Below are 18716 nucleotides of genomic sequence, written 5' to 3'. Positions count from 1 at the left end.
GAGGGCCAGGCTTTGTTTAGAAAGCACTAACTAGTGCGATATTGTTCAAATAGCTTTAGTTCAAGTTCGAAGTTGAATACCGGGTTTGCTTAACTGGGAGGAAATCATGCTTGGGACGAAGTTTACCAAGGAAGAAATTGTCCTTATTGAAAAGGAGTTTCCGCCATGCGTAAGGCTAATTCAGCAATGGGAAAAATGGTTCTATAAAACAAATCATGACTGAGTTATGAGCAGACATGGAGATGAGCTTTATTATCTTGGAAGCGTGCTGAAAAACTAAGGACGAGAAAGAGAGCTACTAAAATGAAGTTGCTGTATATCCGTAGCAGTGATGAGGGTATAAAAAGTTTTGTGGGATTGATTGCATTGAATCCCACAAAAGATCACATTTATTCAGTCTAAATGCATTAAAGAAATGTAAAGCAAAGCAAGCCAATTAACGCTGAAGCTGCTAGGACATACATGACTTTAAGCTCAAAATAGAACAGTCCAATCAGGGCTGCAAATGCAATTAGTGCAGCAACAACATCAAAAGAGCCGTTAAATCCTGTTGGCCAAAGTACATGATAAGAAAAAAATAGGGCAAGGTTTAGAATCACACCAACCACAGCTGCTGTAATTGCAGTTAACGGGGCTGTAAATTTAAGCTCATTATGTGTTGATTCGATAATCGGTGCCCCAGCCAAGATAAAAATAAAAGAAAAAAGGAAAGTAAACCAAGTGACAAGCGTTGCTCCAATAGCTCCTGCTAAGAATAGATGATCTGAGCCTAAGAGTGCTTGGTTAAATGCTCCCAAAAAGCCAACAAATGCAACAACCATAATTAAAGGACCTGGCGTACTTTCACCTAGTGCCAAACCATCTATCATTTGAGTCGGACTTAACCAGCTGTAATAGCTCACAGCACCCTGATAAACATAAGGCAATACTGCATAGGCACCACCAAAGGTGAGCAGGGCTGCTTTAGTGAAGAACCAAGCCATTTGGGTGTAAGTATGATCCCATCCCAGCGTCAAGCTTAGGCTCAGGATTGGAATAAACCACAGTAGACCACCAATGAGCAGAATACTGCCCAAACGTTTCCAGCTAAAGATTGCATGTTCAGGTGTAGGAGTATCATCATCAATTAAAGCACGACCATAATCTTTTTTACTCTGCTGGTGTGCGTTTCCACTAGAAAATAGGTTTGGATATTTTTTACTGGTTAGATAACCAATGATTGCGGCAGAGAGCACAATTAAAGGAAAGGGTAAGTTGAAGAAAAATATAGCAATAAATGAAAGAGCTGCAATCAGCCATAAGAATTTATTTTTAAGTGATCGGCTGCCGATTCGATGCGTCGCATGAAAAACAATAGCAACCACAGCAGGTTTAATGCCGTAAAAGAGGCCAGCAATAATGGGTACATCACCAAATTTTACATAAACCCATGAAAGACCGATTAAAATAAATAGCGATGGTAGTACAAAAAGAATCCCAGCAACTAAACCACCGACGGTTCTATGCATTAACCAACCGATATAAGTTGCTAATTGTTGTGCTTCAGGGCCTGGTAAGAGCATACAATAGTTAAGTGCATGCAAAAATCGCTTCTCTGAAATCCAACGCTTTTGTTCAACCAGTTCTTGGTGCATGACCGCGATTTGACCTGCGGGTCCCCCAAAACTAATAAACCCCAATTTAAGCCAAAACAGAAAGGCTTGCCAAAATGAAACAGTTTGGATGTCTGTTTCTGGGGAGGGAATCTGTTCGTGTTGCATGATTATTCTCTGGATAGGTTGGCGTATAAGCCATCAAATATATGATTAGATAATTCAAATAGTTGGTCATCATTGTTTATTTGGCTTCGAAGACCTTGCATGACTTTTTCAATCCCTATTGCTTCAGGCGGTTCAATCCCACCCACATCAAGGTAATGCACAATTTCAGCAATTTTTTGGAGTGCTGGTGTTTCTAAATTAAAACTATGTAAAAGCACTTCAAAGGTGACCCAGTGATTGATGTGGCTGAATCTTGCGCCATCAAAATCGAATCCTAATGCGTGTTCTGGGCAGTCAGTTGGATGCTCTAACCAAATAAATGTAGGTGTGGCGTCAATAAAAGTCTTAATTAGCCATGCAGAAGCTAAGCGATCAATCCAAGGTCTTTGTCGGGTTGCCCAACATTGATTCTGATAGTTCGCTTTGTTTAAGACTTGAATGTAGGCTTGTCTTGCTTTGGGTTCATTGACTTCACCTAGACGTGCAATTGCGAGTTCCAATAATGAAAGTTCATTGAGGACCTGTGCTTGAGTCTCATCTGGATAATAGTCAATATCTACAAGTGCATTGATCCCTTTTCTGAGTTTACGAACTTGCTTGAGTAACTCTTTCTTTTCATCTTGAGTTAAGCGATCTTTTAACTCTATTAATTGTTTATAAAGAGCATCATATTCTTCTTTTCGACTGAAAATAGTCACAATATCCAAATTTGCAACCGATTCAGCGTTAAATACATAGGCCGTTCCTTGCTCTGAAACAACATCATGAACGATAGGATCAAATTTTTCGCTATGAGTCATAGGGAGGATATAGACACCATCTCTAAGGGTTGCGGCCCCACTTGCCTTCAGCGATCGCCATACTCTCATGCGTGTGGTTGTGTTCTGTGTGGGAAGTGAGGATATGAGTAAGGATATTTTCATGTTATATACTCAACATATTTTGTTGAGTATATTATATTTTTTGATTGTTTAGATCATAATTTCTGCAAAGAATATCTATAAAACGAATATAGCCTTGTTTTGTTGCACAAATATTTACAAGCCACTGGTGGAGCTAACATATTCAAATTTAACTGACAAAATGGGATTTATTTCAGGTAAATGAGAGATAGCAACACAGAGCTCGTAATGGCTGATGAAGTTTTGATGCTTATAGACGATCAGTTTATAATCCAAGGTTTGATTCATTTCATTTGGTTGTTTAAACCTAAATGGTGATGTAAACGATCAGCTATCATTCAAGTTTTTCATGCTAATTGCATGATCACATTTGAGTTGTTCATTTTATTGTTCAGTAAATTTTCATCTTATTCTAAGATAGCACCTTCTTTTTTGATGAAATTAATAGACTAAATTTTAAAGGCTATACGCCATAGGATTTCTCTACGTGATTGAGCACTATGTTTTTATTGGAATAGGAGGCTGTAAGAGCATATCTTCAAGTACTTGAGTGTTACTTGTCTTATTGTGTTGATATTCTTTAAATTTTTAATCTAAGCTTTTACTATCAATATGCAAAACTGCAAGTGAATAGGGAAATGAAGGGAAATGTTTTCCCTTCATCTTAGCAATATTTATTGTTCAACTGTTTCAGTTAATGGCACTACTTCTGGTTTTGGCATTGTGCGCTGCCAAGCTGAACCATAACGGGTATATTGAGAGGGAACTGTAATTGCAGTTTTTAGATCGTCTGCTGCTGTACGTGCCCAGAACGGGTCTTTTAACATCTCACGACCAACCAGAACAATATCAGCACGACCATTTTGTACAATCTCTTCAGCTTGACGACCCGTTTCAATTAAACCTACCGCACCGGTCATGATCTTAAGTTCTTTACGCAATAATTCAGCCGCAGGCACTTGATAATTCGGGTAAGTATTGACTGGAACCATCGCAATACCACCTGATGAGCAATCAATTAAATCAATATCTTGTTCCTTCATCCATTGTGCATAGATCAGAAAATCTTGCGGTGTATTGCCACCTTCAACATAATCGGTTGAAGAAATTCGTAAGAATAATGGACCATCCCATTCACTGCGAACAGCATCAATCACTTCTCGAACGATACGGTAGCGGTTTTCATGGCTACCACCGTAAAGATCAGTACGTTTATTCGCAAGTGGTGATAAAAATTCATTGAGTAAATAACCATGTGCGCAGTGAATTTCAATTACATCAAAGCCGGCTTTTTTTGCTCTTGCTGCACCTAAACGAAAGGCTTCAACCACTTCTTTGATTTGTTCAATACTCATCTCATGTGGAACACGCGATTCAGCAGTAAACGGAATTGCAGAAGGGGCAATTGAGGGTAAATCAATCCCTAGTTGACGACCTGCATGACCGAGTTGAGCACCTGCTTTAGCACCAAAGCGGTGAATTACATCGACCACTCGAGCCAAGCTTTCAATATGACTATCCTTCCATATGCCTAAATCGCCAGGACCGATCGGGCCATTGGGCAGTACAGAAGCAGTTTCTAGCATGATGAGCCCCGCGCCACCTAAAGCACGTGCGCCATAATGCACGATATGAAAATCAGTGCTATGCCCATCAGCTGTAGCAGAGTGCATACACATTGGAGACATGGCAAGACGGTTTTTAAATTCAGTATTTCGGATGGTAATCGGTTGGAATAACAGTGCGGACATCGTCCTCTCCAAGAATCAGTTTTACTTCGATGAGGCGATGATACATACTGTTTTTTTGTGTTTATACGCTAAAAAAATTCCCATACTTACCAAAAGGTAACTGTAAACTGCTATGAAAAAACTGCGTAATTATGATTCTGCTCCAGGCTGTTCGATGGAGGCAGCACTGCATATTTTGGGTGGAAAGTGGAAGGGCGTAATTTTATTTCATCTGTTTAAGGATGGAACTTTACGCTTTAGCGAGTTGCAGCGTCATTTAGTGAGTATTAATCAGCGCTTACTGACCAAACAATTACGTGAACTTGAAGAAGATGGGCTGGTGATCCGCCATGTTTATCCTGTTGTTCCTCCAAAAGTTGAATATTCATTAAGTGATGAAGGGAAGGAATTACAGCATTTAATTATGGAACTGAGTCTTTGGGGCAGGAAATGGCTAGAAAGGCGAGGGATGAAAACAGCGATTGATGAAGATTTGGATGCGCTAAAAGAGATGTTTGCCAAAACTGAAATTTTGGATGGATTGGATGAGTAAACACAAGCTTTGATGATGGTTTGAACAAGCATATTTGAGCCGTACTGGCTCAATACTCAATCCCTAGCTTTTTTAATTTTGAAATCAGTGTCGTTGGATTAATGCCTAACTGTTTAGCTGCGCCCTCATCACCAAAAATTTTACCTTCACATTGTTTGATTGCCAGTTGGAGGTTTGTCATTTCTAACTGTTTAAGCTGTTGTATTGTCAGGACTTGCTCGATTGCTACGGCTTGATTGTGCTGTATGGTCTGCGAGGATTCTTGTTCAAGCAAATATTGGAAAGAAACAGCCCCGTGTTTGGCAGTGATTAATGCACGTTCCAATACATTCTGTAATTCACGAATATTACCGGGCCAGTCATAGCGTTGCAGTTCGAGGATATGCTTTTGTGAAAAAGCTAAATAAGGCACTTTACGATTTTCACTGATCAATTTGGTAAAGTGCGAGACCAGTAAAGGAATGTCCTGTTTACGTTCGCGTAATGCAGGAGAATGAATTGGGAATACATTCAGACGGAAATATAAGTCTTCACGGAAGTTTTTAAGCTTCACTTCTTCTTTTAATTTTCGATTGGTGGCGGCAATAATTCTGACATCAACGTGCCGTGTTTTCTCTTCGCCAATTCTTTCAAAAGTCCCTTCCTGCAAGACTCGGAGCAATTTGCTTTGTAATTCAAGTGGGATTTCACCAATCTCATCTAAAAATAAAGTCCCTTGATCGGCGAGTTCAAAGCGTCCAGCCCGATCACGAACTGCGCCTGTAAAAGCCCCTTTTACATGTCCGAAAAATTCACTTTCAAATAATTCAGAAGGGATCGCCGCACAGTTCACACGAATGAGTGGGTGCTGTTTACGGTGGCTGGACTGATGGATAGCGCGTGCAATGAGTTCTTTCCCTGTTCCTGATTCTCCGTAGATCATGACATTGGCATCAGTGGGTGCAACCACTTTTATTTTTTCAATAATTTGTAGAATAGCAGGGCTATTGCCTACAATTTCATGATATTGATTTTCTTGTAAAATTTCTTCTTGTAGATATTCATTTTGTTGTTCTAGGCGGCTTTTTAAATCTTGTAACTCCTCTAGCGCATGGGTGAGCTGTTTTTCAGTATTTAAACGATCGCTAATATCTCGGAAAACCACCACAGCACCAATGATTTCACTGTCACGGATAATCGGTGTACTGGTAAATTCGACTGGAAAATAGCTACCATCACGTCGCCAGAAAACCTCTTGAATGCCTTCATGAACAATACCATCATGCACCGCAGCATAAATTGGACAATCTTCAACAGGGTAGTGTGTTCCATTTTCATGGGTATGATGATGAACTTTATGAATATTTTTACCAAGAACATCTTCGGGTTGTAAGCCAAGCATTTTTGCACCAACAGGATTAATAAAGGTACATAGTCCTTGCTTGTTAATACTGTAAATACCATCACCCACGGAACTGAGTAATAAATGTTTGCCTGTATCTGAGTCAATAAACAGCTCTTGTAAGGCTTGCCATTCTTTTAGCCCTGCACGAATGACCTTGTCTGCATTTTTGTTCAATTGGCGTAATTCTAGATCTTTGACATCGACCAATGACCAAATGAGTAGGCTTTTATTTTTATAAGGCAGACGAATGGCGGTGACATCGAGTTGTATTTTTTCATGTTCTTTATCAAAAGCATATAGCTCATTGTTCCAAGCATAACCCTTACTGAGCGCTTCATCTGTAAATGCCATGAGATGTGGCAATTGATTGATGTGTCCAAAAACAGAAGTAACTGTTTTCGCAATCAATTCATGTCGTTCATAGCGTAATAATTGAGATGCGCTAATATTCAGATCAATAAAGCGATTTTGATGTGGGTCGATCACGATTAATGCTTGAGATGTATGCTCAAAAGCAAGCGGACGAATCGAATCTTCAGAAGACGCCCAATCAGAAATAAAGTCGATATTATTCATGATATGAAAAATCGTAATCTTGACTATGAAATTCCATAATACTACGAAAAACCGTAGTTATTCAACACATTCTTATTTTTATAAAGTGCCCTTAAATAAATAATAAAAATATATTTTTCAATAACATAATAATTTAAAAACTGCATTTTAATCATGTTGGCATGGCTCTCGCAATAACATGGATAGACCAAAACAGTTGGTTGAATTGAAACCGTAGATATGAGGAGCGGCTATGCCTAAAGTAGATATTGAACAATACAAAGATGGTGATTTTCTTGTCGATTATGAAGAAAAGGTATTTGAGGATGTAAAAGCTCAGCCGGGTGAAAAAGCATTGGTGACGTTTCATACCGTTGCTTTTGAAGGTTCTATTGGCTTGGTCAATGTCTTACAAGCAAAACGATTATTACGCAAAGGTTTTGAAACCAAAATTTTGCTCTACGGTCCGGGTGTTCAGTTGGGGGTACAACGTGGTTTTCCAACATTGGGTGCAGAAGCATTCCCGGGACATTTGGCGGTCAATAATCAATTAAAAGCATTTATGGCAGAAGGCGGTGAAGTCTATGCCTGTCGTTTCGCCTTGCAAGCACTTTATGGACAAACTGAAAAAGCTTTAATGGAGGGAATTCGTCCGATTAATCCGCTTGATGTGATGGATCTCAAACTGTTGATGCGCCGTGACAATGCATTAATTATTGATACGTGGACTGTTTAAGTATTTAAGAAAAAAGGGGAATAAGTCATGAGCCAAATCATTAAAGCGGCGGCAGTTCAATGTAGCCCTGTGTTGTATAGCCAAGCGGGTACAGTCAAGAAAATCTGTGACACGATTTTGGAGTTGGGGCAGCAAGGTGTGCAATTTGCCGTATTTCCTGAAACTGTTGTGCCTTATTACCCTTATTTTTCTTTTGTGCAACCACCGTTTGCCATGGGTAAAGAACATTTAAAGCTATTGCATGAATCGGTTGTCGTGCCATCGGCAGCAACAACTTTGATTGGACAGGCATGCAAAGAAGCAAACATGGTGGTTTCTGTTGGTATTAATGAGCGTGCAGGTGGCACGATTTATAACGCTCAATTGTTGTTTGATGCGGATGGTTCGATTATCCAGCATCGCCGTAAAATTACCCCAACGTATCATGAACGTATGGTGTGGGGACAAGGCGATGGCAGTGGTTTACATGCGATAGATTCTGCTGTAGGACGTATTGGGTCGCTGGCATGTTGGGAGCATTATAACCCTTTGGCTCGATTTGCTTTGATAGCGGATGGTGAGCAAATTCATGCGGCGATGTTTCCGGGTTCTCTTGTGGGGCAGATTTTTGCAGATCAGATCAGTGCCACCATTCAGCACCATGCTTTAGAGTCGGGCTGCTTTGTAGTGAATGCCACAGCATGGCTTTACCCAGAGCAACAACAACAAATTATGCAAGACACTGGTTGTGAACTCGCTCCAATTTCTGGGGGATGTTTTACGGCTATCGTTTCTCCAGAAGGCAAATTTTTGTCTGAACCAATCACACAAGGCGAAGGTTATGTGATTGCAGATTTAGACTTTTCCTTAATCGAAAAACGTAAACGAATGATGGATTCTGTTGGGCATTATAGCCGTCCAGAATTACTCAGTTTATTGATTGATCGTCGTCCTACCTCAGTTTTGCATGAGTTAAAACTAGAGAGTCCATCGAATAACAGCATCGAAAAAGTCTCTGAATTTGCCGAAGTACACGCATAGACACCCCGTTTAAAAATAACAGGAGAAGATCATGTCTGCGATTGAATTACTCAGTGATTTGCAATGTAACGGGTTGAAATGGGAAGGTGAGGTTGGACTTTCTCGCAAAGGTGGTGCAGGTCCAAGCGATCATAAAGCGATGACCTTGGGTGGTCAGACGCTCATGATTCCAGTGCTAAACCTTGCTTCACAGGATTCTCCTTATACGGGTAAAAAAGATGCTGCAACAGGTGAGGTGATTGTGTTTAAAAACCGCATACCTGTTGCAACGCTCACTTCGCCAACACGACCACGATTTTATGATTTAAGCACAGCAGAGGGCATACCGTATGAACAGATTGCCACGCTGCATAGTCATGATGTTCTAGCAACAACAGTGTTGCAGCATTGTATTCGCATGAATGATAAAGCAACGGCATGTCAGTTTTGTTCGATTGATCAGTCTTTAAAAGATGGGCGCGCCATTATACGCAAGCGTCCAGATCAATTGGCTGAAGTGGCGAAGGCAGCCGTAGAACTGGATGGGGTGACTCAGATGGTGCTGACCACAGGAACACCGAATACGCCTGATCGCGGTGCAGCCATTTTATACGACTCAGTTGTTGCGATTAAGGCACAAGTCGATTTACCGATTCAAGTGCAGTGTGAACCACCTGATGATTTCGCTTGGTTTCAAAAATTAAAAGATGCAGGAGCGGTATCCATCGGGATGCATTTAGAAGCCGTGAGTGATCGGGTACGCAAGCAAATTATGCCGGGTAAGGCCGAAGTATCCCTTGCGTTCTATTTTTCTGCTTTTGAAGCAGCAGTGAAGGTCTTTGGACGAGGGCAAGTCAGTACTTATATCTTGGCTGGTTTAGGCGATACCGAACAAGAAATTATTAGCATGACGGAACGTCTAGCAAAAATAGGGGTTTATCCCTTTGTAGTTCCTTTTGTGCCGATACAGGGAACGGCTTTAGAGCATCACCCCAAACCTGATTTAGCATTTATGCAAATGCTTTATCCCCAAATTGGCACACAGCTTCGGCAGTATGGTTTGAATTCACAGGATACGCAGGCAGGTTGTGCAAAATGTGGGGCTTGTTCTTCACTCAGAGCTTATGAATAAGGAGTTGATGATGAAATTATCTCACTATGCATGGTTGATTGAGCTCAATGAAGAGCTGAAGCAATTTGTCACGGATGACATCATTATCAAAGTTGTATCAGAAGATTGGGAGCGTTGCCAATATTATCAATTACGTGAAGCAACCTTTCGTGATGAGCAGAAAATTTTAAAAGAAGATCGTGATGAACATGATTTCAAAGCTTTAGCAATTGTGGCGATTGGACAAATATTTGGGGAACATGATCGTGTCATTGGCGCAGTTCGTATTTTCCCTGAAGCTGAACAGACATGGTGGGGCGGGCGTTTGTGTGTTGATCCTGTATACCGTCATCAACATGCAATTGGTAAGGCGTTGATTAATGCAGCCGTATCCACTGCCAAAAATTTAGGCTGCACCACATTCCTTGCAACGGTTCAGCAACAGAATGAACGCTATTTTCAAAAGTTGTGTTGGGACACTGTACATGAGCTGAATGTTGCAAATCTTCCGCATGTGTTAATGCAGGCACAAGTCGAAAATTACCCATTACAACATGTGGTGATGCAAGCTTATAGCTATAAGGAGGTCTGCTGATGAGACTTTCAGAGCTACTCCCACAACTGCAAATCACGCCAGCGATGCAGTCTAAGCAAGATATTCATGCGATTAAATCGCAGTTGAATCTGAACATTCAAACTCTACAAGATTTATATGCATTGCCTGCGGATGATGCTGCTGCGATGCCATTCGGTGAGCAATATTTATTGCATGCTTGCGAAGGAATGTTGCCAAGTTTTGTGGCTAATCACCCTTATTTTGCAGGATGGTCTGCGGTGATGGCAAATGTGAGCGACATTGCTGCAATGGGTGGGCGAGCTTTAACTGTGGTGAATAGTTATTGGCATACCGATACACAACGTGGTCAACAGTTATTGGCAGGCATGCAAGCAGCTTGTGATGCCTATGGCGTAAAGCTTGTGGGTGGACACACCAATATTCACGCAGATTTTCAACCAACGCTCTCCGTTGCGATACAGGGTCTAGCCAATCATTTGCTCTCGGTCTTTCATGTTCAAGCAGGGCAGAAAATCTTAATTGCACTGAATATGCAGGGCAAATTCCATGAGCAAACCACCTATTGGAAATGTTTTGAACATGTTCCTGCTGCTGTTTTAAGAGCCCAGTTGAATGTATTGCCCGAAATTGCAGAACAGCATCTCGCATATGCAGCGCGTGACATCAGTAATGCAGGAATCTTAGGCAGTTTATTAATGCTACTTGAGGCGACAGGATCAGGAGCGAATCTTTGGCTAGACAAGATTCCGAAGCCACAACATACCGATTGGTTGAAATGGCTTCAAATTTTCCCAAGTTATGGCTTTTTACTGACTGCCGATAGTGAAGAATGTGAGGACATCATTGAATTATTTGCTTCACAAGATATTGATTGTGCAGTGATTGGTGAGGTCACAGATTCTGGCAAGGTACAGATTCAGCAGCAGGCTGAACAACAGACTTTTTGGGATTTTCAACAACAGGCTTTTACTGGGCTGAATTATCAAAAAGTCCTCGCGCAAGCTCCGTTTTCCCATCTTTCCCGACATGCACAGCAACAGGAGTCAACATTATGCCGAGTGTAAATTTTACCGTGAAATGGCCAAATGGCGAGGTCAATCAATATTACTCACCCTCTAGCATTATTTATGACTATTTGCGGGTTGGGCAGGTGTACAGCTTAACGGACTTTGTGACGCAAGTGGAAAACGGTCTTGAACAGGCTTCTGAACGAGTCCGACTGCGTTACGGTTTTGCTTGTAGTGCTGCGATGGACAATCTCGCCAGTATTAAACGGCACATTAATATTTTGAGCATTCAAGCCCAAGATCAAATCGAAATTATTGACATGACAAACGAATAAGATAGGTGATGACCATGATGCTAGTTGAACAAGCAAAACTTAAATCTGAATATCCAGTGGTGATTATTGGTGGAGGGCAGGCAGGGCTTTGTGTCAGCCACTATTTAAAAAAAGCCAATATTGAACATGTGATTTTAGAAAAAGAACCCGAGTTAACCCATGCGTGGCGACGTAAACGCTGGGATAATTTTACCTTGGTCACACCTAACTGGCAGTGTTTGTTACCAGAGCATCCGTATATGGGCCATCAGCCTGATGGATTTATGAAAAAAAATGAGATTGTTGAATATTTGGATCAGTTTATTGAAAAGCTAAATCCTCCTGCAATTTTAGGTATTGCAGTTCAGCATGTTGAAAAAATTGCAGACCAGTCTTTCGTGATTGAAACAGATCGGGGGACGACAACTGCGAAGCAGCTAGTGGTTGCCGCAGGAGGGTATCACACGCCAATTTATCCAAAGCTTTCATCTGCTTTACCTGAAAATGTCACCGTGATTCACTCAGAACAGTATTTTAATGCTGAGCAATTACCCGCAGGTAATGTTTTGGTGGTTGGCTCGGGGCAGTCAGGTGCGCAAATTGCTGAAGATTTACATCTTGCTGGCAAAAAAGTTTATTTATCTACAGGAGATGCACCACGTTGTGCGCGTTTCTATCGGGGTAAAGATGTGGTGAAGTGGCTTTTTGAAATGGGCTATTACGAGACTACAGTCAAAGACCATCGTTACAGTGAGGAAGTTCGGAACAGTACCAATCACTATGTAACTGGACGTGATGGAGGTCGTGATATTGATCTACGTCAATTTGCATTAGAAGGGATGCAATTATTAGGGCGTTTTGAAGACTACAAAGATGGACAATTGGTGTTTCGTCCCGATTTAATGCAAAACTTGGATATGGCAGATGCAACCTATAACCGTATTAATGCAGGGATTGATGCTTATCTTGCTGAAAATGGTATTGAGACCGATGAGCCAGCTTCAGTTTATGAGCCTGTATGGACAGCTCAAGCTGAAATTACGGAAATTGATTTGGTTGCGGATAATATTACTTCCATCATTTGGTGTATTGGGTTTCGACCTGACTATTCATGGATTGATTTAGATTTATTTGAAACAAATGGCTATCCAAAACATAACCGTGGAATCACGCTTGATCCTGATGTCACATTTATTGGTTTGCCTTGGTTACATACTTGGGGCTCAGGTCGCTTCTTAGATATTGCCAAAGATGCTGAGTTTGTTGCGGCGCATATTAAACAGCAGCTCGACACGCCAAATTCAAGACTCAGCCCAGTAATTGCTGATGCTGTTGAAGTCTAAAAAAGCATGGCATGTGATCTATTTTGGCAACGATAAAGCGTTGCCAAAATTTCCGCTTTCATTTTATTTATTTGAGATCAAGCGGTGAATAAAATTGTTGACTGACGTTTTTACTTTTTAAATTCGCGATTTCAGCAATGGGTCATAATTCCTTAAATTAGAAATATTTTGTATGTAGTGTTGATATTTTTTGATAATTGAAGCTAATTTATTTTAAATATAAAGTGTTCCTATCAAATATAACGGGCTAATCGCCAACCTACTTTGAAGGAAATGAGATGAAATCAATGATAAAAGCTGCGATTGCGACCACGATTTTGGGTGTGGCTACAATCAGTTCTACATTTGCTGCGGAAACTCAAAAACCAACGGTGGTACTGGTTCATGGTGCATTTTCTGATGGTTCGGCATGGAGTAAAGTCATTCCTTTATTACAAGATAAAGGTGTCAATGTTGTTGCTGTACAAAATCCATTGAGTTCATTATCTGATGATGTGAAGGCGACACAACGCGTTTTAGATATGCAGAAAGGTCCTGTGGTTCTCGTTGGACATTCTTGGGGTGGTGTTCCTGTGACTCAAGTTGGTCAACAGGATAAAGTAAAAGCATTGGTTTATGTTGCTGCATTTGCCCCATCTGAAGGACAATCCGTGGTTGATGTTTCGAAAGATTATCCGACACCATCTGGTTTTAGTCATCTTGTCGCAGATAAAGATGGATTTGTAACATTAAGCTTAGAAGGTGTTCAGAAGCATCTTGCGCCAGATGTTGCTGCAAAACAAACGCGCTTAATGTTCGCTACACAAACGCCAACCAACAGTCATAATTTTGAAGAAAAGGTGACTGTCGCGGCATGGAAGACGAAACCTTCATGGTATGTCGTGAGTCAGCAAGACTATATGCTTCAACCTGCTGCACAGGTGGCAATGGCAAAGAAAATCTCAGCACATGTTACAACGCTGCAAGCAGGGCATACGCCACAGATTTCTCAACCCAAAGCAGTTGCTAAAGTGATTCTTGAAGCTGTGAATGCGGTATCGAAATAGTAGCGTTAAATTGCTCTAGATTACTAGATTACTAGATTACTAGATTACTAGATTACTAGATTACTAGATTACTAGATTACTAGATTACTAGATTACTAGATTACTAGATTACTAGATTACTAGATTATAAGTGAGGCGGTCCTACATCTGTGTATGGGTGATTCTTGTACAGATGTGGGGCCAAACAATGGTGGAGTTTGGTCACGAATAGTATGATCCAATATTTCCCAAACAGACAAATTTAACAGTTGGTTGTGTAGGTTGGTCTGCTTGGGGAATTAATCAATGGATTGAGTCTAAGTTGACGAGTTGTTAATGATAGGGAGCTTCGGCTCCCTTATTTTTTGTTATAAATGCCACTTATAAAGGTTGCAAACGTAAAGCATCTACCAATAACCGAAATAACGGCGAAGACTCTCGACGGCTTGGATAATACATATAGTAAGGGGAATAGCACATATCCCAGTCTTCTAAAATCGGGATGAACTCCCCATTTTGGAGCTCATTTTCAACCATCACTTTGGGTAACCAAACCAAGCCATGTCCCTCTAGTCCTGCTTTTAATTGTAATCGAGCATGACTAACGACAAGCGAATATTCGGGTGTGATGGAAATTGTTTTATTGGGCTCTTGAACATCTTTAAATTCCCAAGCTTGTATTCGCTCATACGTTGGTAGCCGTAAGCCAATACAACGATGATGATGCAATTCATCAGGTGTTTGGGGCGTAGAGAATTGTTTTAAATAGCTTGGTGAGGCCAATGTCATCATTTCTAAAGCATCACTTACACGTACTGAAATCATATCCTTATGTACAGTGTCACCAAGACGAATTCCAATATCATAGCGATCTTTGACAATATCAGAAAATGCATAATCCATTGTTAGCTCAAGCTGAACATCGGGATAATCACGCATAAATTTAGAGAGTTTATCCCAAAGAAGAACATTCAATGTGATTTCTGTACCATTAACTCTTAATTGGCCACGGGGATTGTCTCGAAAAGAATTTAAGTTATTGAGTTTTTGTTCAATGCCACTGAATAGCGGTTCAATATCATTAAAAAGCTGTTCACCTTCTTGTGTTAAAGAAACGCTTCTTGTCGTGCGATGCAGTAATTTGATATCAAGGCGCTGCTCGAGCATTTTAACAGTATAGCTCAAAGCAGATTGAGAAACGCCCATTTGTCCTGCCGCTTTGGTAAAACTTCCTGATCGAGCAACGGTCAAAAAGGCTTTTAAATCATCAAGATTTTCAGACATAGCATCTCACCATTCAACCAACTTTTTATATTGGCTAAAGCTTAAATTTGATTAATGAAACCATATTAATCAAATTTTTGTATAAGTGTAATCGAAATTCACCCGCTAGTTGTTCATTTTTTGTCAGGTTACAGTGTTGTCATGATGAATATATAACAACGATTCAAAGGTAAAGACCATGCAAACTGTCAAATTAAATAATGATGTTGAAATGCCGTTGGTAGGTTTTGGTGTATTTCAAATGAATGATCCTGCTGAATGTGAACAAGCGGTTTTACATGCAATTGATGCAGGTTATCGACTGATTGATACAGCGGCGTCTTATCAAAATGAAACCGAAGTTGGCAAGGCAATTCGCCAAAGCAATATTGCACGTGATGAATTATTTGTGACCACTAAACTGTGGCTACAAGACACAAATTATGAAGGTGCTAAAGCGCAATTCGAGCGTTCACTCAATCGCTTACAAATGGAGTATGTCGATTTATATTTAATTCATCAACCGATCGGTGATGTACATGGTGCATGGCGTGCAATGGAGGAACTGCATGCGGAAGGTAAGATTCGTGCTATTGGAGTCAGTAATTTTCATCCAGACCGTTTGGCTGATCTGATTGCTTTTAATCAAATTAAACCCGCAGTCAATCAGGTTGAGATCAACCCATTCCACCAACAACTACATTCAGTACCTTGGATGCAGGCACATCATATTCAACCTGAAGCTTGGGCACCTTTTGCAGAAGGGCGTAACAATTTATTTGGTCATCCTGTGTTGCAACAGATTGGTCTGAAATATGGAAAATCTATCGGTCAGGTGGTTCTACGCTGGTTATTGCAACGCAATGTCGTGTCATTAGCGAAATCGGTACGTCAAGAGCGCCTAGTTGAAAATATTAATATTTTTGACTTTGAATTATCTGTTGAAGATATTAACCAAATCACAGCGTTGGATACAGCAACCAGTTCATTTTTCTCACACCGTGATTCAGCCATGATCGAGTGGTTAGCCAGCCGAAAACTAGATGTCTAATTGAACCATTGATTTAAGCATTGAGGAATAACAATGAAATTTTTACAAACGGTTTTAATGTCAGCTGCGATCACCAGTTCGGGTGCAGGTTTTGCAGCAGATCAAAAAGATAATCCATTTGGACTGGTTTATGGTGGTGCAATCATGAAAAATGTAAAAGGTCAGGTCAATATTCATCCTGTCACTTATAAACTCAATGGTTTGGATATTGTTGCCAATGTCTATACACCAGCCAACTATGATGCCAGCCAGAAATATCCTGCAATCGTTGTTGCACATCCTAATGGTGGTGTGAAAGAACAAGTTGCTGGACTATATGCGCAACGTTTAGCTGAACAAGGTTATATCACCATCACGGCTGATGCTGCTTATCAAGGTGGTAGTGGCGGGCAGCCCCGTAGTGTTGATAAACCGACCAACCGCATTGAAGATATTCATGGTATGGCTGATTTTATTACCCAGTATGCAGGTGTAGATAGCCAACGTCTTGGTTTATTTGGAATTTGTGGTGGCGGTGGTTATTCATTGTCAGCAGCAAAAACGGATAAGCGCTTTAAAGCGGTTGCAACGCTAAGTATGTTTAACTCTGGACGTGTGCGTCGTAATGGTTTTGCAGACTCTCAATTGGATAGTATTCAACAACGTCTAGAACAAGCCTCTCAAGCAAGAGCACAAGAAGTTGCTGGTGGTGAAATTTTATATTCGGGTGATGCGAACTTAACCAAAGAACAAATCGCCAAACTACCATTCGAGCTTTATCGCCAAGGTTATGAATATTATTGGACGACACATGCGCATCCAAACTCAACTTTTAAATATACCACCAGTAGTTTGCTTGACCTCATGCGTTGGGATGCAACAGATCAAATTGATTTAATCCATCAGCCTTTATTAATGATGGCTGGTAGCAAAGCCGACACCTTATACATGACTGAAGATGCCTTTGCCAAAGCCACAGGCACTCAAGATAAAACATTGTTCAAAATACCCAATGCTTCACATATGGATACCTACTGGAAACCTGAATATGTCGAACAAGCAATGCAGCAATTGACGTCTTTTTACGGCACAAAATTGAAATAACGACTTGAGACAATAACTCGAAATAACTCTTTTAAGGGCTATACGATAGCGCAATGGTTTTCATCAAGTTTTGAATGCATTGCTTAATGCTCTGAATATATGAGATGAAAATGTTATGAAGAATCAAATCAATACCTTGCTGATGATGAGCTCTATCTCGGGAATGGCTTGGGCTGATAGTCCAACTGAACAACGGATCACTCGGGCAGATCAGTTCAGTATTCAATCGGCGCCTGCAAATTTTTTTTCAGGGAATGCAAATTTTTCACGTTTGCCTGTAATGCCATCTCAAGGGGATATTGCTCCCGCAGTGGTGAATTTTGCAGCAGGGACGATCACCAACTGGCATACCCATCCTAAAGGGCAATATCTCATTGTGACTGAGGGTGAAGGACGTACTCAGGAATGGGGAAAACCCATCCAAACCATTCATAAAGGTGATGTGATTTGGTGTCCACCCAATGTCAAACATTGGCATGGGGCAAGTGAACACAGTTCTATGTCACATATTGCGATGAGTCCAGTTGCCACGGATGGTAAAAGTGTAACGTGGTTAGAAAAAGTAAATTTATCTACAGAACAAAGCCAGTCACAAGAACAAAAACCGTCACCGTCAGTTACAACAGCTCAAGCTATACAACTGAGTAGTAAGCAATTAAGTACTCAGCAATTCAGTTTAATTCCAATTGCTGCATTTACGGCAATCGGTGATATGAACAAACTCAAGCCTGCACTCATTCAAGGTTTGGATCGTGGTTTAACCGTGAATGAAATTAAAGAAGTGTTTGCACATCAATATGCTTATGTGGGTTTTCCACGTGCTTTAAATGGCATGCTCACTTTTAAAAGGCTGCTCGAAGAAAGAGAAAAGCAAGGTATCCATGATCTACAAGGTGCAACAGCAAGTGTCCTGCCAAATACGACCAATTACTATCAACTGGGTAATGAAACATTAGCCAAACTACAAAAACGTGAGCTGAGCGATGCTGAAAAACCATTGTTTGAGAATTTTTCTCCGACCATAGATTACGCTTTAAAAGCACATTTGTTTGGCTATCTGTTTAGTCGAGATAATTTATCTGCTTTAGATCGTGAATTGGTGGTGCTCAGTACACTTTCTACTTTAGAGGGTGTGGATTCGCAGCTCGCATCACATTTGAAAATTACTCAAAATCTTGGTGTGGATGCCGTACACATGGAGCGTTTCATTGATGTTTTATCGCAACAGGTCGATGCGGAAATGGCGAAAAATACACAACGTGTATTTCAGCAGATCTCAAGCAATCCATGAGCTCAATATTAAGATATTTTAATTTTTAGGTA

General features: G+C 40.7%; 17 protein-coding genes and 1 pseudogene. 13 read left to right on the top strand and 5 right to left on the bottom strand.

The features are described 5' to 3' along the window. Positions 1-407: 407 nt before the first annotated feature. The 3 genes from chrA to namA all read right to left on the bottom strand — a co-directional run bounded on the left by chrA (position 408) and on the right by namA (position 4413). Entirely contained in the window at positions 408-1760 is a 1353-nt protein-coding gene (gene chrA / locus B9T36_RS05890; RefSeq protein ID WP_086208590.1) for a chromate efflux transporter, read from the bottom strand. Positions 1761-1762: 2 nt separating this feature from the next. Beyond that, positions 1763-2683, bottom strand: a complete 921-nt coding sequence (locus tag B9T36_RS05885; protein ID WP_086208589.1) for a chromate resistance protein ChrB domain-containing protein — start codon at positions 2681-2683, stop codon at positions 1763-1765. A 653-nt stretch (positions 2684-3336) separates the two neighbouring features. Then, positions 3337-4413 (bottom strand): NADPH dehydrogenase NamA, encoded by a 1077-nt coding sequence (gene namA, locus B9T36_RS05880; protein WP_086208588.1) that lies wholly within the window; start codon positions 4411-4413, stop codon positions 3337-3339. A gap of 112 nt (positions 4414-4525) precedes the next feature. On the opposite strand from namA, the gene B9T36_RS05875 reads away from it, so the two are divergent. Beyond that, positions 4526-4945: a winged helix-turn-helix transcriptional regulator gene (locus B9T36_RS05875; RefSeq protein WP_086208587.1), complete on the top strand. Its 420-nt coding sequence runs from the start codon at positions 4526-4528 to the stop codon at positions 4943-4945. Positions 4946-4994: 49 nt separating this feature from the next. On the opposite strand, the gene B9T36_RS05870 is transcribed toward B9T36_RS05875, so the two are convergent. Beyond that, positions 4995-6905: a sigma 54-interacting transcriptional regulator gene (locus B9T36_RS05870; protein ID WP_086208586.1), complete on the bottom strand. Its 1911-nt coding sequence runs from the start codon at positions 6903-6905 to the stop codon at positions 4995-4997. 232 nt (positions 6906-7137) lie between these two features. On the opposite strand from B9T36_RS05870, the gene B9T36_RS05865 reads away from it, so the two are divergent. The 9 genes and pseudogenes from B9T36_RS05865 to B9T36_RS05825 all read left to right on the top strand — a co-directional run. Beyond that, entirely contained in the window at positions 7138-7620 is a 483-nt protein-coding gene (locus B9T36_RS05865; protein WP_004638761.1) for an MSMEG_0572/Sll0783 family nitrogen starvation response protein, read from the top strand. A 27-nt stretch (positions 7621-7647) separates the two neighbouring features. Beyond that, positions 7648-8640: a Nit6803 family nitrilase gene (locus B9T36_RS05860; RefSeq protein ID WP_086208585.1), complete on the top strand. Its 993-nt coding sequence runs from the start codon at positions 7648-7650 to the stop codon at positions 8638-8640. Between the two features lie 31 nt (positions 8641-8671). Then, positions 8672-9751 carry an MSMEG_0568 family radical SAM protein gene (locus B9T36_RS05855; protein WP_086208584.1) on the top strand — a complete coding sequence of 360 codons (1080 nt, stop codon included), beginning with the start codon at positions 8672-8674 and terminating at the stop codon, positions 9749-9751. A 10-nt stretch (positions 9752-9761) separates the two neighbouring features. Next, complete coding sequence (locus B9T36_RS05850; RefSeq protein ID WP_086208583.1) at positions 9762-10325, top strand: MSMEG_0567/Sll0786 family nitrogen starvation N-acetyltransferase; 564 nt, start codon at positions 9762-9764, stop codon at positions 10323-10325. Continuing rightward, entirely contained in the window at positions 10325-11371 is a 1047-nt protein-coding gene (locus B9T36_RS05845; protein WP_086208582.1) for a sll0787 family AIR synthase-like protein, read from the top strand. The genes B9T36_RS05850 and B9T36_RS05845 overlap by 1 nt, the downstream gene beginning before the upstream one ends. Next, the gene (locus tag B9T36_RS05840) at positions 11359-11649 is read left to right on the top strand and encodes an MSMEG_0570 family nitrogen starvation response protein (protein WP_086208581.1); all 291 of its coding nucleotides are present in this window, start codon (positions 11359-11361) and stop codon (positions 11647-11649) included. The genes B9T36_RS05845 and B9T36_RS05840 overlap by 13 nt, the downstream gene beginning before the upstream one ends. 8 nt (positions 11650-11657) lie before the next feature. Next, positions 11658-12971 (top strand): MSMEG_0569 family flavin-dependent oxidoreductase, encoded by a 1314-nt coding sequence (locus tag B9T36_RS05835; RefSeq protein WP_416202554.1) that lies wholly within the window; start codon positions 11658-11660, stop codon positions 12969-12971. 278 nt (positions 12972-13249) lie between these two features. After that, positions 13250-14017, top strand: coding sequence for an alpha/beta fold hydrolase (locus B9T36_RS05830; protein ID WP_086208579.1), 768 nt, complete (start codon positions 13250-13252; stop codon positions 14015-14017). Positions 14018-14228: 211 nt separating this feature from the next. After that, positions 14229-14333: pseudogene (locus B9T36_RS05825) on the top strand (AlpA family transcriptional regulator); the annotation flags it as partial. 44 nt (positions 14334-14377) lie between these two features. Here the strand turns inward: B9T36_RS05825 and B9T36_RS05820 are convergent. Beyond that, a complete protein-coding gene (locus B9T36_RS05820; RefSeq protein ID WP_086208578.1) occupies positions 14378-15280 on the bottom strand; it encodes a LysR family transcriptional regulator in 903 nt (300 codons plus the stop codon). Between the two features lie 178 nt (positions 15281-15458). Here B9T36_RS05820 and B9T36_RS05815 point away from each other — a divergent pair, with 178 nt between their 5' ends. From B9T36_RS05815 to B9T36_RS05805, 3 genes are all read left to right on the top strand, one after another. Next, a complete protein-coding gene (locus tag B9T36_RS05815) occupies positions 15459-16310 on the top strand; it encodes an aldo/keto reductase (protein ID WP_086208577.1) in 852 nt (283 codons plus the stop codon). Between the two features lie 33 nt (positions 16311-16343). Continuing rightward, the gene (locus tag B9T36_RS05810; protein WP_086208576.1) at positions 16344-17393 is read left to right on the top strand and encodes an alpha/beta hydrolase; all 1050 of its coding nucleotides are present in this window, start codon (positions 16344-16346) and stop codon (positions 17391-17393) included. 115 nt (positions 17394-17508) lie between these two features. Next, on the top strand, positions 17509-18684 hold the full coding sequence (locus B9T36_RS05805; RefSeq protein WP_086208575.1) for a cupin domain-containing carboxymuconolactone decarboxylase family protein: 1176 nt from the start codon (positions 17509-17511) through the stop codon (positions 18682-18684). Positions 18685-18716 lie beyond the last annotated feature (32 nt).

This window comes from Acinetobacter sp. ANC 4204 (assembly GCF_002135205.1).
Taxonomy (GTDB): Bacteria; Pseudomonadota; Gammaproteobacteria; order Pseudomonadales; family Moraxellaceae; genus Acinetobacter.
Note: the sequence above shows the minus strand (reverse complement) of the source record. Positions and strands in the feature narration are given on the sequence as shown.

Coding starts and splice junctions, on each gene's coding strand:
- chrA (WP_086208590.1), bottom strand. CDS start 1,760: ATGCAACACGAACAGATTCCCTCCCCAGAAACAGACATCCAAACTGTT.
- B9T36_RS05885 (WP_086208589.1), bottom strand. CDS start 2,683: ATGAAAATATCCTTACTCATATCCTCACTTCCCACACAGAACACAACC.
- namA (WP_086208588.1), bottom strand. CDS start 4,413: ATGTCCGCACTGTTATTCCAACCGATTACCATCCGAAATACTGAATTT.
- B9T36_RS05875 (WP_086208587.1), top strand. CDS start 4,526: ATGAAAAAACTGCGTAATTATGATTCTGCTCCAGGCTGTTCGATGGAG.
- B9T36_RS05870 (WP_086208586.1), bottom strand. CDS start 6,905: ATGAATAATATCGACTTTATTTCTGATTGGGCGTCTTCTGAAGATTCG.
- B9T36_RS05865 (WP_004638761.1), top strand. CDS start 7,138: ATGCCTAAAGTAGATATTGAACAATACAAAGATGGTGATTTTCTTGTC.
- B9T36_RS05860 (WP_086208585.1), top strand. CDS start 7,648: ATGAGCCAAATCATTAAAGCGGCGGCAGTTCAATGTAGCCCTGTGTTG.
- B9T36_RS05855 (WP_086208584.1), top strand. CDS start 8,672: ATGTCTGCGATTGAATTACTCAGTGATTTGCAATGTAACGGGTTGAAA.
- B9T36_RS05850 (WP_086208583.1), top strand. CDS start 9,762: ATGAAATTATCTCACTATGCATGGTTGATTGAGCTCAATGAAGAGCTG.
- B9T36_RS05845 (WP_086208582.1), top strand. CDS start 10,325: ATGAGACTTTCAGAGCTACTCCCACAACTGCAAATCACGCCAGCGATG.
- B9T36_RS05840 (WP_086208581.1), top strand. CDS start 11,359: ATGCCGAGTGTAAATTTTACCGTGAAATGGCCAAATGGCGAGGTCAAT.
- B9T36_RS05835 (WP_416202554.1), top strand. CDS start 11,658: ATGACCATGATGCTAGTTGAACAAGCAAAACTTAAATCTGAATATCCA.
- B9T36_RS05830 (WP_086208579.1), top strand. CDS start 13,250: ATGAAATCAATGATAAAAGCTGCGATTGCGACCACGATTTTGGGTGTG.
- B9T36_RS05820 (WP_086208578.1), bottom strand. CDS start 15,280: ATGTCTGAAAATCTTGATGATTTAAAAGCCTTTTTGACCGTTGCTCGA.
- B9T36_RS05815 (WP_086208577.1), top strand. CDS start 15,459: ATGCAAACTGTCAAATTAAATAATGATGTTGAAATGCCGTTGGTAGGT.
- B9T36_RS05810 (WP_086208576.1), top strand. CDS start 16,344: ATGAAATTTTTACAAACGGTTTTAATGTCAGCTGCGATCACCAGTTCG.
- B9T36_RS05805 (WP_086208575.1), top strand. CDS start 17,509: ATGAAGAATCAAATCAATACCTTGCTGATGATGAGCTCTATCTCGGGA.